At 56.8% G+C, this 13,188-nt stretch carries 12 protein-coding genes and 1 tRNA gene; 2 read left to right on the forward strand and 11 right to left on the reverse strand.

Annotation, left to right across the window (positions count from 1 at the left end; all coding sequences use genetic code 11):
- Positions 1-46: 46 nt before the first annotated feature.
- The 4 genes from ACP5OT_RS02850 to ACP5OT_RS02865 all read right to left on the reverse strand — a co-directional run bounded on the left by ACP5OT_RS02850 (position 47) and on the right by ACP5OT_RS02865 (position 2,954).
- Positions 47-123: transfer RNA gene (locus tag ACP5OT_RS02850), tRNA-Pro, on the reverse strand.
- Between the two features lie 35 nt (positions 124-158).
- A complete protein-coding gene (locus ACP5OT_RS02855) occupies positions 159-671 on the reverse strand; it encodes a hypothetical protein (RefSeq protein ID WP_424675031.1) in 513 nt (170 codons plus the stop codon).
- 25 nt (positions 672-696) lie between these two features.
- Entirely contained in the window at positions 697-2,235 is a 1,539-nt protein-coding gene (locus tag ACP5OT_RS02860; RefSeq protein ID WP_428111152.1) for an MFS transporter, read from the reverse strand.
- Positions 2,232-2,954, reverse strand: a complete 723-nt coding sequence (locus ACP5OT_RS02865; RefSeq protein ID WP_424675033.1) for an LppX_LprAFG lipoprotein — start codon at positions 2,952-2,954, stop codon at positions 2,232-2,234. The genes ACP5OT_RS02860 and ACP5OT_RS02865 overlap by 4 nt, the downstream gene beginning before the upstream one ends.
- A 63-nt stretch (positions 2,955-3,017) precedes the next feature.
- On the opposite strand from ACP5OT_RS02865, the gene ACP5OT_RS02870 reads away from it, so the two are divergent.
- Positions 3,018-3,941, forward strand: a complete 924-nt coding sequence (locus ACP5OT_RS02870) for a ketopantoate reductase family protein (RefSeq protein WP_424675034.1) — start codon at positions 3,018-3,020, stop codon at positions 3,939-3,941.
- A gap of 3 nt (positions 3,942-3,944) precedes the next feature.
- Here the strand turns inward: ACP5OT_RS02870 and ACP5OT_RS02875 are convergent, their stop codons facing one another.
- The 3 genes from ACP5OT_RS02875 to ACP5OT_RS02885 all read right to left on the reverse strand — a co-directional run bounded on the left by ACP5OT_RS02875 (position 3,945) and on the right by ACP5OT_RS02885 (position 5,953).
- Positions 3,945-4,271: a hypothetical protein gene (locus ACP5OT_RS02875; protein ID WP_428111157.1), complete on the reverse strand. Its 327-nt coding sequence runs from the start codon at positions 4,269-4,271 to the stop codon at positions 3,945-3,947.
- A gap of 11 nt (positions 4,272-4,282) precedes the next feature.
- Positions 4,283-5,131 (reverse strand): metallophosphoesterase family protein, encoded by an 849-nt coding sequence (locus ACP5OT_RS02880; RefSeq protein ID WP_424675036.1) that lies wholly within the window; start codon positions 5,129-5,131, stop codon positions 4,283-4,285.
- Between the two features lie 165 nt (positions 5,132-5,296).
- Positions 5,297-5,953 carry a class I SAM-dependent methyltransferase gene (locus ACP5OT_RS02885; RefSeq protein ID WP_424675037.1) on the reverse strand — a complete coding sequence of 219 codons (657 nt, stop codon included), beginning with the start codon at positions 5,951-5,953 and terminating at the stop codon, positions 5,297-5,299.
- A gap of 119 nt (positions 5,954-6,072) precedes the next feature.
- Here ACP5OT_RS02885 and ACP5OT_RS02890 point away from each other — a divergent pair, with 119 nt between their 5' ends.
- Complete coding sequence (locus ACP5OT_RS02890) at positions 6,073-7,014, forward strand: DUF4938 domain-containing protein (RefSeq protein ID WP_424675038.1); 942 nt, start codon at positions 6,073-6,075, stop codon at positions 7,012-7,014.
- A gap of 52 nt (positions 7,015-7,066) precedes the next feature.
- Here ACP5OT_RS02890 and ilvD read toward each other — a convergent pair whose 3' ends face one another.
- The 4 genes from ilvD to ACP5OT_RS02910 all read right to left on the reverse strand — a co-directional run bounded on the left by ilvD (position 7,067) and on the right by ACP5OT_RS02910 (position 12,894).
- Complete coding sequence (gene ilvD / locus ACP5OT_RS02895; protein WP_428111162.1) at positions 7,067-8,761, reverse strand: dihydroxy-acid dehydratase; 1,695 nt, start codon at positions 8,759-8,761, stop codon at positions 7,067-7,069.
- A 384-nt stretch (positions 8,762-9,145) separates the two neighbouring features.
- Positions 9,146-10,486: a UDP-glucose dehydrogenase family protein gene (locus ACP5OT_RS02900; RefSeq protein ID WP_428131281.1), complete on the reverse strand. Its 1,341-nt coding sequence runs from the start codon at positions 10,484-10,486 to the stop codon at positions 9,146-9,148.
- 117 nt (positions 10,487-10,603) lie between these two features.
- Positions 10,604-11,590 carry an ornithine cyclodeaminase family protein gene (locus ACP5OT_RS02905; protein ID WP_424675041.1) on the reverse strand — a complete coding sequence of 329 codons (987 nt, stop codon included), beginning with the start codon at positions 11,588-11,590 and terminating at the stop codon, positions 10,604-10,606.
- A gap of 110 nt (positions 11,591-11,700) precedes the next feature.
- On the reverse strand, positions 11,701-12,894 hold the full coding sequence (locus tag ACP5OT_RS02910) for a 30S ribosomal protein S1 (RefSeq protein WP_424675042.1): 1,194 nt from the start codon (positions 12,892-12,894) through the stop codon (positions 11,701-11,703).
- Positions 12,895-13,188: the final 294 nt, after the last annotated feature.

Genomic DNA, 13,188 nt, shown 5'->3' on the forward strand with positions numbered 1-13,188 from the left:
AATGACCGCCGGTAAGTAGCCGGCGGTCACTGCCTCTCGGTGACAATGGTCGGGGCGGAGGGATTTGAACCCACGACCCCCGCGTCCCAAACGCGGTGCTCTACCAGGCTGAGCCACGCCCCGACGCCATTAAGGTTAGCAGCAACCAGGCCATTTTGTCAAGCGCCATCTGTCACTTCAGGCGGAATTACAGGTGACCCAGAGCGAGGCTGCAATTGGAGCCGAGCACGCACGCGAGCCAGTTCTCCCACTGCCAGCCGCACCTCATTCAGCCATTCACGATGTTCGTAAGCAAAGGCGCGGGCAATGTAGGCCAACGCACTACTGCGCGTATCAGCAATCCCTACGGCCACCAGTAAATCGAGCAGCTCGCGTTCAGCACGGCCAAGGCGGGTCATAACCGGCACCGTGCGCGTCGTAAAGAGCACCTCGTGATCGGCGCTCCGCATCCCCCATGCGACCGGCACGCCGAGGTGGCGCTCGATCTCACGAGCCACCCGCATCCGGTCACGCCGTGTCTGCTCACGCAAGAGCGGAATATCATCAAGCGGGCGGTCAATCGGTAAAATGATCACAATCTCGTCACTGTAACGCCGAATCTCAGCAGGACCGGCCCGCACCGCTGCCGGTAATCGTTGGGCGATTAAACGCTGAATCTCTTCATCATGCATGACATTTTCCTACGACCAGAGCACCTTATCCGGTGTGATGTGTTACCACCCATTTTCGCATCAACCAACCGGCCACCAGTCCGATGATACACGCTACTGCGCCAAAGAGAAAGGTTTCGCCGATCACATTGGCGGCAATCTCCATCAGAAACCGAGCCGGGTCGGTCAATGCCAGTGGATTATCGGCACCGGCCCGCCGTAACACATCTTGCCGATGCACGCCCCACAATGTGAGCAACGCGACACCGACCGTCATCCCAACTAAACGCAGGGCAATCACCAATGCCGAAGCTGCCCCACGCCGATCTTCGCCGGCAGCCGCCACAACGGTATCGGCGACCGGTGCGATCACCAAGCCGAGACCAATACCGGTTAGGGCCAATTCCAACCCCATCCGCAGATAGGTTGCCTCTGGCCCCCAGAACGTCATCAAGAGATAGCCTGCGAGCGCCAAGCCTAAACCGAGGATGGTTGGCAAGCGCGCCCCAAAGCGCGCCGTCAATAGGCCACCGGGCAATGCGGCGGCAGCCATCGTCAAGGTCAATGCCGACAACATCCAACCGGCATCCCACGCTGCAATTCGCAGAATATCGCTATCGGTTGGGTGGTAAAGCAGTAGACGAGTGTTAATGTACAGTGGTACATTCGTGATCGCGATGGCCAGGCCAAAACCAACCATTACATTGATGATACACGCCATCGCCGTATCACGGCGCGTAAACAGTTCTAAGCCGATCAACGGATCGGCGCTGCGTCGCTCGACCCAGACAAACAGTGCGAACAACACCAACGCTAATCCGACCAGCGGCCCGGCATACGGTGGAGGCCCCAACCGCTCACCGTAGAAGTCGGTCGCTCCTAACTCACTCCCGGCCGCCAAACCAACGTTCAATACCACCAGACCAGCACTTAACAACACGGTTCCCGGCCAATCGAACGAACCTACGCGCGGCGGGGTTGGTACATTCCGCAGAGCGTACCACGTCAACCCAAGCGCCACCGCACCGATCGGGAGATTGAGCCAAAAGAGCAGTCGCCAGTCGTCGAACAGACGCATCAAGACGCCGCCATAGAGGTGACCAACCATCCAGCCGGCGGTATCGACGGCCCCGATCACACCGAGGGCAGCCGCCCGCTGCCCTACCGGAAAGAGATCGCCGACCAGGGCCATCGATACCGGTACCATCGCTCCGGCTCCAAGCGCCTGGATAACCCGACCAACAATCAATATTGTCAAGTTAGGCGCCGCCGCGACGACCGCCGATCCAACCAAGAAGGTAACGAGGCAGAGAAAATAGACCTTCCGCCGCCCGAATAGGTCGGACAGCCGACCCATGAAGGTAATACTGACGGTATACGCCAACAAGTACCCACTCACTGCCCACGACGCACGGTTCAGCTCGGTATCCAGAGCGAGGCGGAGGTCGATCATCACTTTGGGCAACGCTGCACTGATCACGGTGAGATCGACCGCACCGATAAAGATCGCGAGACAGACCAGCGCCAGTGTCAAGCGCGGATCAACAGTACGGGTTTCAACGTTGGTCAAAGCTGGATTCTTCATGGGCATTGGATCGGTTCACGGACATCCACCGTTTTATCGTAGTCACTAAACTCAAGCGTCCACGTACTAGGGTTCGTCGCATCGGTAGCGGTATCCACCAGCACGACACGGCTAGCCCGCATGGTCTCTTGATCGGCCCACATATCGGCGGTTACCGGCCCTGCACCGAGCAAATTCAGACTAATTGCCCGCAAGGGTTCGGCGGGTAACGTACCACGCAGATGATAATGTGGACGACCGTTTAGATCTTCAATACCCACCAGCGTCACATCGGCCAGGTTATTCGCCAGTAACGCCTCAATGCCACTCTCCGGGGCAAACAACGTTGCCGGATCGAACGTTGAACCCGATTGCAAACACATCCATTGGCGTGTGATCGGGTTGGTCGTATACTGCTTCCCGGCTAACGAGATGGTCCGAATTTCACCGATCGCATTACCGAGCGTGATATTGAGGATGGAGAGAACAGCATCTGGACGACGCAAATCGCCTTCGATACTATTGAGAACCGTCACCCCACCACTATCGAGTGCTACCGGCTTTCCGCTGAGGGTAATCCGAAAATGCGCACTCTGACTATTTTGCGTAGCCCGACCGATTGCCGCCGCTAATGCGCGTGGATCGGGTGTGGGCGTTGGCGTCGGTAGAGCAGCACTACTGCTACACCCCACCAACCATGCCACCCAACCGATGATGAGCCATCTCCAGACCTGCTTCATAACGCACCTGTCTATTACTCGTGCTACCATGGTTGTGACAGTAGTATAACAGAGGTCGTCACTATGAATATCGCAATTATCGGGGCAGGTGCGTTGGGCAGCGTAATCGGTTTTCACCTTGCCGCTGGAAGTAATGTGATCCTGATTGACCTATGGGCGGAGCATGTTCATGCGATCAACTCCGGCGGGTTACGTTGCTTAATCGATAATAAAGAACGGGTAGTTACCCTTTCCGCCACGACCGATCCAAGCAGCGTCGAACCGGTTGAAGTAGCCCTGATCACCGTTAAAGCGGCGCAGACGGCGTGGGCTGCCGAGGTCGCAGCCCAGGTGCTCACAACCGACGGGGTGGCGTACACGCTACAAAATGGTCTGGGTAATGTAGAAATCCTTAGTGCACGTCTTGGTAAGCAGCACGTTGGGCAGGCAGTGACTACGCTCGGTGCCACCATCCTCGGCCCTGGCTATGTTCGGGTTGCCGGTCTCGGTACGACAACCTTCAGCATAACACCGGCTCTACACCTTGCCTACGCTATCGCCGACCGGTTTCACGCGAGCGGTTTACCTGCTGCCGTTTCAACCGATCTGAACAGGATGGTTTGGAGCAAGTTACTTGTGAATGTCGGTATCAATGCACTCACCGCGATTCTGCGCGTTCCTAACGGCGCATTAGCAACAACTCCCACTGCACGTAACCTTGTGCGCAAGGTGGTCGAAGAAGCTGTCGCCGTAGCCCAAGCTGCCGGTATCACACTCAATCTTACCGATCCGGTCGCCGAAACATTGGCCGTAGTCCAAGCCACTGCCGACAACTACTCTTCGATGCTGCAAGACGTGTTACGCGGCGCACCGACCGAAATTGATACGATCAACGGTGCAATTGTACGCGAAGGGGCACGATTGGGCGTGCCAACACCATGCAACGCGATGCTGTGTGAATTAGTCGCAGCACTCGAAGAAACGGCCCCTCTGCGGGTACCGGCATAGGCGCTACGACATTTGACGGCGGGCAATGATGGTCATGAGCACCGCTACCATCTGCTGGGCGCGTTGGAGCAGTTCATCCATCGCGTTTGCATCCGGGAGTAGGTAGATAGTCTCACCTAAACCACCAGGCGGAAATGCCGGATGATACAGCACATAGGGATCAGGACCGTCGTGGTGATACACATCGATGGTCATTGACTGCCCAAGTGCATTCACCACTACGGTTGAAAAGATCGTATACCCTTCGCGCGCTAGCCAACCCATCAGATCGGCGGCAATGTCCTCAGCACGCGGTTCCGGTTGACGATCGTAGCGAACTATCTGAAGCACAGGATTCCCTTTCACGCGGCTCGTTCTACTGCCGAGAGAAACTGGTTGACCGCCTCTTCAAGACCGATAACACCGGCGATGACCGGCTCGTTGTAGACCGGCACAAAGTCGAATAACAACGAGTGAGCTGTCTCGAGTTCGCGGAGCATAATGTGGGTAATCGGCCCTGCATTCGGTACCATCAGATCGCGAGCAGCGCGTAAAGTTGCTGCCCGATCGTAAGGTAGCCGCACGATCTGCGCCTGCCAGTCCGTTTGATACACCATAAGACGCGCATACGCAGCTCGCCAATCACCATCAAACGGCAAGCCAACCGACCCGACATTCACTACCAGCGTTTCACCTACCCGCCGTATAAACGGCATATGGGTGTGTGCAGTACAAAAGACTGCGGCCCGCGGATCGATTTTGGCATGCAATTCGAGTTTGGTATGGCTTGGCAATAATCCATCGCGGTCGTGATGGATCGAAGCGTGATACGCCATGACAAGGCCATCTCGCGTCGTTACTACCTGATTGGTAGGCAAGGCTTCAATCTGCGGTAACATATCGGCTACCGCTTGATGTGTCCAGATAATCGGTCCTAGCAAAGCCTGTTTACCGCCTTGCGGAGGACAACCGGTGGCTACATCACGTTCATAGGATAAGATGTACCCCTCGTGATTCCCACGTAACACGTGCCAGCCACGTTCCGTGCGCATACGCAAGGCTAACTCGAGACACGCTCGCGGCTGAGGACCACGGTTGATGATGTCACCGGCAATGATCACGATATCGGGGTTCCATCGCTCAATATCATCAATCACCGCTTGAAACGCGGCCAGATTGGCATGAATATCGGCGAGTACTGCAATCTTCATAGACGGTGCTTTATCCTTTCCCGCAAGTTTGTTGCCGTAGAATGCCATCATGTAGTGTACCATGTAAAGAACCGTCGCGGGAAAGAACGTTTTGATACCCCACCTATCGGTATGTGGGTGAACCGGTACGCTTCTGCCGTTGGTCGGAGGAGTACCGGTCTGGCATTACGCCTTCACGACAAACAAGACCAGGTGTACTTCGGGTTCTGCTATCGGGCTGATAAACGGTGCTTGATTGATGTACGCGGCAAGTTCGGCACTGTCGAGCAATGCCGCTTGCGCCGGTGCAGTACTGTCGAGGAGATAGGCACGTACCTGCGGCTGCGCAAACCCGGCCGTTCTCAACAGCCTCGTCCACTCTTCACCCAGACCATCAGCCGGTGGTAGCGGGATGTCCGGTGGTAGCGTCTGTACTACGGTGAGCGGATGCTTGCGTAACCGTACCCAGTATTCACCGGCAGTAAGCAGAATCAGTCTTCCACGGGGATGCAGTACGCGCCGCATTTCGGCTAAGGCTTGCTGTGGTTGTGAGAAGAGGGCGAGGGCTGCGATACACCAGATTACATCGATTGTCTGATCGGCAAAGGGGAGGTTGACGGCATCACCAACGATCTGCGATATGCCTTGCGTAGAACCCAAGACGTTGACATCCCGTTCGAGGCCGATGATCAACCCGTCGGACGTACAGCATTCCCGCAACCAGTGTGTTTTGGCTCCATCACCACAGCCAACGTCGAGTGCTTTTGCTATACCGCGTGGAGTGACTGCCAATAACGCACGACGGATCAACGGTAAGTATGGTTCGTGGAGCAGTGCTATCATAGTAACGCAAAGAACGCAAAGAACGCAAAGAACGCAAAGAACGCAAAGGGGTATACTGCACAACACAAGTTATGTTCCGTACCACCTTGCGTGGATACACCGTTACGTGGGAGAAGTCAATGACTCGACCCATTACTACAGTTCAACTTGCCGCATTACACGGCCCGAATATTTATCGCCCCCAACCCGGCGTTATCTTACGAGCTAGGACTAATGATGACTACCGTGAACGACTACGTACTGCACTAAAACACGGCGCATTGGCCGTTGGTTTGATGATCGCCCACCTACACATCACCGCGCACAAGCAGCCCGATAATGTACTCCTCAGTGCCTTCTTTACCACCAACGAGCCAGACATCGGGGCTGAGCTTTGTCAATATGTGATCGATGGTCTTAACGCTGAACTGACCGGTGATACCACGTGGGATGCTGACGAGCCACTCTTCGCTCTGCGTGATCGGCGTCAAGCACAGGCGTTACCGGTCGCTGCGCTCCAGTTGATCGCCAACGCACGCCAACGCGATATTCCAACAACCAGATTACCCGACGGTAGTCTGCTCCTGGGGCAAGGCGAACGGAGCTGGATCGCTACCCGTGATGAGCTATTCGCCATCTCCGATGTGCAACCACCATGGTCGCGCCTCGGTCGCATTCCGATTGTCGCGATCACCGGTGAGCGGTATCGTAGCCAGGCTGTTCAGGCACAGGCAGCGCGGTACGATGGCATCACTCTCGAACATGCCGACCGACACGCAGTGATACGGGCGCTGGCCGATCCGGCGTGTACCACACTGGTCGTTGGTTTCGACACCGACAGCTTACTGCGCGAAGGGCTACCGTTCGACCGTTGTGATCTAGCGGTGATCACCGACCGCGCCGGCCAACGCCCGTTGCATGCCTTTGACGATGACGAGTGGTTGAAGGCGCTTGGCTTGCCGATGCTGTGCAGCACGATGCCCACGCTCATCAACCTCACCGATCCGGCACTGCACCCGCTCTTGAGCTATGCACCGAACGGCATCATCGGATGGCAGGCGCAGACAGAAGCGATGGATTAGCGAGCCGCGCGGTACGCGGCTCTCACCGAGTTATCGGCTGCACTCTTCGCCCTTACGCCGACTCGCCATCGAAGCGATCGGTCACTGCACCAAGACTAGCCGACGATACCAACTTGGCATACTTCGCCAATACACCGCGGGTATAGCGTGGCGGACGAGGTTGCCACGCAGCGCGGCGCCGTGCCAACTCCTCATCAGAGACATTGAGCTGCAAGAGACGGGTATCGGCGTCAATGGTGATACTATCACCCTCTTCGACTAGGGCAATGGTGCCACCAACCGCTGCTTCAGGCGCAACATGACCGACTACCAAGCCATAGGTACCACCAGAGAAGCGTCCGTCGGTAATCAGCCCAACGCTATCGCCCAAGCCAGCGCCGATAATCGCCGATGTTGGGGCGAGCATTTCACGCATACCGGGGCCACCCTTCGGCCCTTCGTACCGGATCACCACGACATCGCCCGGCTTAATCTTGCCACTCAAAATCGCTTCGAGACATTCCTCTTCGGCATCGAAAACACGGGCTGGTCCAGTAATCGAGCGCTGCTTAATACCGGTAATCTTCGCAACGCAACCTTCTTCGGCCAGATTACCACGGAGGATAGCCAAGTGTCCTTGCGGATAGAGGGGTTTATGAAAGGGACGGATGACATCTTGATCGGCCGGTGGCTCGTCGGGTACATCGGCCAGCACCTCAGCGATTGTCTGACCGGTAATCGTCATGCAGTCACCGTGGAGTAAGCCGGCATTCAGCAACATCTTCATCACCTGCGGTACACCACCGACACGGTGTAGATCGGTCGCCACATAGCGGCCCGATGGCTTGAGATCGCAGAGCACCGGTACCCGTTGGCGGATCGTCTCAAAATCATCGATGGTCAACGGTACTTTGGCAGCATAGGCAATCGCCAGCAAATGCAAAACGGCGTTGGTAGAGCCACCTAATGCCATTACGACCGCAATTGCATTCTCAAACGATTTACGAGTCAACATCTGGCGCGCCGTGCGATTGGCACGGATGGCCTCAACCAATACCTCGCCGGAACGAGCCGCGCTGATCGCCTTCTCCTCATCTTCGGCAGCCATCGTTGAAGAGCCGGGTAAACTCAAGCCCAGCGCTTCAATTGCCGACGACATCGTATTGGCAGTGTACATACCCCCACACGAGCCGACACCGGGGCATGCATGGCGCTCGATCTCAAGCAATTCGTGTTCGTCGATCCGGCCAGCGCTGTATTCACCAACCGCCTCAAACGCGCTGACGATGGTCAAGTCACGGCCTTTGTAATGGCCGGGTTTGATGGTGCCACCATAGACAAAGATGGCCGGAATATCGAGCCGGGCCATGGCAATCAAGGCGCCGGGCATGTTCTTGTCGCAGCCACCCACTGCAAGAATGCCGTCCATCCGTTGGGCATTGACGACCGTCTCAATCGAATCGGCGATCACCTCGCGGCTGACCAAAGAATACTTCATCCCTTCGGTCCCCATCGAGATACCATCGCTGACCGTGATCGTGCCGAAGACCTGCGGCATACCGCCCACGGCACGAATAGCGGCTTCCGCCCGCGCTGCTAACGCTCCTAAGCCGGCGTTGCACGGTGTCAGCGTACTGTGCCCGTTAGCCACTCCCACTATCGGCTTCGTAAAATCGTTGTCGCCAAACCCGACCGCACGCAGCATTGCCCGATTGGGTGAACGCTGCGGGCCTTCGGTAATCATACGACTACGGCGATTATCGCTCATCACGAGCCTCCTCACAGATTAGAACCGGAATACGAGGCTATTGTAGCGCAATTTTTGGTAAGGCGATGCCGGGATTCTGCGATGCATAAGTAAGGGCATAGCGGCGCTATGCCCTTACTACGTCGACTCGGATACCCCGACACCCCGCCCTCACCCGAACCCCCGCACCGCCCCGACCCACGGCGCACCCGTCACCCATAACCCAACACGACACTGATGGGGGCACAGCAACACGATGTCGCCCCAGGGACCCCGACGCCCCGCTCTCACCTGAACCCCCGCATCGCCCCGACCATGGCGCACCGGTCGCTCACCGTGCGGCACGATATTGTAGGGGCACAGCAGTGCTGTGCCCCTCTGGTGCGATGCCGTGCCCCTTTCTTCCTAATCACCGGCTTTCTCTACCGCTTCCAGCAACGGCACCGGCGCTTCGCCACGGCCCACACCCCAGTAGATGAAGCCAAGGCTCCGCATCTCACGCGGGTCGTAGAGATTGCGTCCATCGATCACTACCGGTTGGCGCATGTAGCGTTTGATCCGTTGCCAGTCGAGTTGCTTAAACTCATTCCATTCAGTAACGAGGAGCAGAGCGTCGGCGTCTTTTGCGACATCGTAGGCAGTGGCGGTAAACGTCACGGTCGGCAACAACTCTTCTGCCCGTGGCATTGCGACCGGATCGTAAGCCTTTATCCGCGCCCCTTTCTTCAGCAGTGCATTGATAATATCAACACTCGGCGCTTCACGCATATCATCGGTGTTCGGCTTAAACGACAAACCCAACACACCGATCAGGCGACCGGTCAGATCACCAAGCACCGTCTCGACTTTCTTCACAAATCGCTTCCGCGCATCGGTGTTGATGTCCATCACAGCTTGCAACAGTTGCGGGTGACAACCCGCCGAAGCGGCCATATGGTACAGCGCCAGTACATCTTTCGGGAAGCAGGAGCCGCCGTAGCCAACACCCGCTTCAAGAAAATGAGGCCCGATCCGCTTGTCAGCGCCCATCCCACGCGCCACTTCGCGCACATCAGCGCCCAACCGCTCGCAGATTTGAGCAATCTCGTTGATAAACGAAATACGGGTCGCCAAGAAGGCATTTGAGGCGTACTTGATCATCTCGGCGGTACGCAGATCGGTGATGATAATCGGTGCGCCAAGCGTCTCGTGCAACGCAGCTACTCGCTGTGCTGCTTCACGATTTTTCGCCCCTAATACTATCCGGTCAGGCTTGAAAAAGTCGCTTAACGCACTGCCTTCGCGCAAGAATTCAGGGTTCGAGACCACATCAAACTTGACATCAGGACCGGCGTGTTCGGCGATGATGTTCTCGACCATATCACCGGTACCTACGGGCACCGTACTCTTATCGATAATGATCGAGCCGGAGCGCAGATACTTGCCGATACTCCGCGCAGCCGCTTTTACATACGTCAGATCGGCCGAACCATCTTCACCCATCGGTGTACCGACGGTGATAAAGATAAATTCGGCTTCAGGGATCCCCACCGCATAATCGTCGGTAAAACGTAGCCGCCCGGCATGCATATTGCGCTCTTGTAACTCTTCCAGACCGGGTTCATAGATCGGTGATTTGCCACTGCGCAGCAGTTCCAGCTTGTGCAGATCAATTTCGATACACGTGACCGAATGACCAAGATCGGCAAAACAGACGCCGGTCGTGAGGCCAACGTATCCGGTACCAACAACACAGATGTTTTTCACGATGACAACTCCTTACATGTGCATCAATCGCAGCGTTATCCGGTGCGATTTACTTCTTGTTGTACAGGGTACGGTTAACATTTCGATGAATAACGTCGCTAGGCCTGATGAAAAAGCTCAGAGCGTAACCTCGATCCCCAAACCGAGTTCGGTGGCCCGCTGTAACACCAGTGCGGCGACAGCCAAATCTTGCACCGCATTGCCCACCGACTTAAACAAGGTTATCTCATCGGCAGAGGTACGCCCACTAACTGTACCGTTAACCAACTCACCTAGCTCACCGGCAATATGGTGCTCGGCGATGAGGCCGGCAGCACGGGCTTGGATGAGGTCGCCGGCTTCGGCCCACGCCGCATGACGTTGATCGACAAAGACACGACTACGGGCCACAACTGCCGGTGGAATCTCGGCCATGTCGGGGCGGTAGGCGCCAATGGCATTGATATGGGTACCGGGCCGCACAAGATCGGCAGCAAAGAGCGGGGTTGGGCTACTCGTAGCGGTGCAAATGATGTCAGCTTCGGCTAGCGGCAGGGTTGGATCGGTCGCAATGCGCAGATCACCACGAAAGCCCTCACCACGCAATCGCGCTACCAACAACGTCGCCCGATCACGGGTACGATTAACAATCCAGATATTGTCAATTGTCGGACGCACCGCCAGCACGGCCACCACCTGCGACAACGCCTGCGCACCGGCCCCGAAGATGACCAACGTGCGCGCCTCAGGGCGCGCCAGCAGGCGGGTCGCCACCCCTGAAGCAGCCCCGGTACGCAGTGCGGTCAGGTACGTACCATCAAGCACTGCCACCGGCCGACCGCTAGTCGGATCGAATAGGGTCACCAGTGCATAGATCGTCGGTTCAGCACGATACATATTCTGGGGAAAGACCGAGACGGTCTTGAGACCAAGCGCCGGCAACTCACCACCGAGTCGGCCGGGCATGAAGAAGGTTGTTGCTGCATACGCAGGGGTTGTAATTGCCGTTCGTAGGGGAATATCAGCTTCACCACGTGCCAGTAGGCTAAATGCTTGCGCTACCGCTTCAATCGCAGAGGCCATTGGCGCGGCTTGAGCCACATCGGCCGCCGAAAGGAATCGCATGCACACCTCCTCGCTGCACCTCATACATCACGAGCGTATCATACGACAAAACCGGCACGGTGCAGATACCATGCCGATTCTACCGAGGTAAGGTGAGCGGATGCCTACGCCTATACCGATGGCTCTTGCGCCGCACTCGGCGCATCGGGTCCAGACAACGACTCATCAGCAGCGGGCAACGGCTCATCGTCGTTCATACGGCGCAACGACAACCCCATCCGCTGCCGCTGGCGGTCGAGGCTAATCACCCGCGCGGTCACGATCTGGCCGGGTTGCAACACATCGCGCGGCTGAGCTTGTGGGTCGGTTGTAAGCTCACTGGCGTGGATCAAGCCTTCCACCGCTTCTTCAACCTGCACAAACGCCCCAAAGGGTGTCACATTCGTCACCGGGCCGGTCACCAACTGACCAAGCGTGTAGCGCTGGTCAATTGTCTCCCATGGATTATCCTGCAACTGGCGGATCGACAACCCGATCCGTTCCCGCTCACGGTCAATCTCAACGACGACCACTTTCACCTCTTGACCGGGCTGGAGCACCTCACGCGGATGATTAACCCGCTGCCAGCTCAGTTCTGAGATGTGGGCCAACCCATCGGCGCCACCCAAATCAATAAACGCGCCGAAGTTGGTAAGCTGATTGACCTTCCCGACCAACACATCGCCCGGCTGCAACTCGGTGAGCAAGCGATGCTTTTGGGCCTTGCGCCACTCTTGGGTTGCGGCCCGCTCCGAGAGCACGAGCCGGTTGCGCTCACGGTCAACCTCGATCACCTTCAACGGAATCTCCTGGTTGACCATCTTCTGCAAGGCATGCTGTCGCTCATCGGCGGCGGTACGGCCGTGCAACTGCGCCACTTGCGAAGCCGGCACAAAGCCACGGATGCGGTTGAACTGTACCAACAAACCGCCTTTGTTGAAACCGATCACCTTGCAGCGCGTGATGCCGCCATCGCGGAAAAGCTGCTCGGCAACTTCCCAGTCCTTCGCCACCTGCACCATCGAAAGCGAGAGGATCAGGTCACCGTCGCGGTTTTCCGGCTCTTGGACATACACCTGAACCGTATCACCAACCTTCAGCGAATGGATAAAATCTTCGCCCATCTGGCGCAAATCTTGAGCCGGAATGATGCCTTCACGCTTGGTGCCAATCGAGACCAGAACGCCATTCTCTTCGATGTGCATGATCAGGCCTTCGCGCAATTCACCACGCTGCGGGCGAGCATAATCATACGCATCGAGCAACTGGGTCCAATCAAGATCTTCCTCATGTTGCCGGGTCACAGGGTCGGGCTGGACAGACATGCTACAAAGCCTCCTCAAAGAGATTTTTCGTTATGTCACAACTTCCGCGTCGGGGCAAAAAACGCGTGGCCCGCATAATGCGGTGAGATGCGAGCGACCGCGCAACATCATTTTTACGTGCAGATTACGAGATGGGCGCGAGCCATCGGCTCCGCTGCTTGATACGTGCTCCAAGGCCGTCGTTACCGTTCCAGTCTGTGGAGTACCCGTCGCGGAAGTCGAGACATGTTTTACAATGCTGGCAATTATAGGCGATGATGGTGAACCTGTCAACATTTTTCACAAAGTGATTCG

The sequence above is a fragment of the Chloroflexus sp. genome (assembly GCF_049970315.1).
GTDB lineage: Bacteria > Chloroflexota > Chloroflexia > Chloroflexales > Chloroflexaceae > Chloroflexus.

Coding starts and splice junctions, on each gene's coding strand:
- ACP5OT_RS02855 (WP_424675031.1), bottom strand. CDS start 671: ATGCATGATGAAGAGATTCAGCGTTTAATCGCCCAACGATTACCGGCA.
- ACP5OT_RS02860 (WP_428111152.1), bottom strand. CDS start 2,235: ATGAAGAATCCAGCTTTGACCAACGTTGAAACCCGTACTGTTGATCCG.
- ACP5OT_RS02865 (WP_424675033.1), bottom strand. CDS start 2,954: ATGAAGCAGGTCTGGAGATGGCTCATCATCGGTTGGGTGGCATGGTTG.
- ACP5OT_RS02870 (WP_424675034.1), top strand. CDS start 3,018: ATGAATATCGCAATTATCGGGGCAGGTGCGTTGGGCAGCGTAATCGGT.
- ACP5OT_RS02880 (WP_424675036.1), bottom strand. CDS start 5,131: ATGAAGATTGCAGTACTCGCCGATATTCATGCCAATCTGGCCGCGTTT.
- ACP5OT_RS02885 (WP_424675037.1), bottom strand. CDS start 5,953: ATGATAGCACTGCTCCACGAACCATACTTACCGTTGATCCGTCGTGCG.
- ACP5OT_RS02890 (WP_424675038.1), top strand. CDS start 6,073: ATGACTCGACCCATTACTACAGTTCAACTTGCCGCATTACACGGCCCG.
- ilvD (WP_428111162.1), bottom strand. CDS start 8,761: ATGAGCGATAATCGCCGTAGTCGTATGATTACCGAAGGCCCGCAGCGT.
- ACP5OT_RS02905 (WP_424675041.1), bottom strand. CDS start 11,590: ATGCGATTCCTTTCGGCGGCCGATGTGGCTCAAGCCGCGCCAATGGCC.
- ACP5OT_RS02910 (WP_424675042.1), bottom strand. CDS start 12,894: ATGTCTGTCCAGCCCGACCCTGTGACCCGGCAACATGAGGAAGATCTT.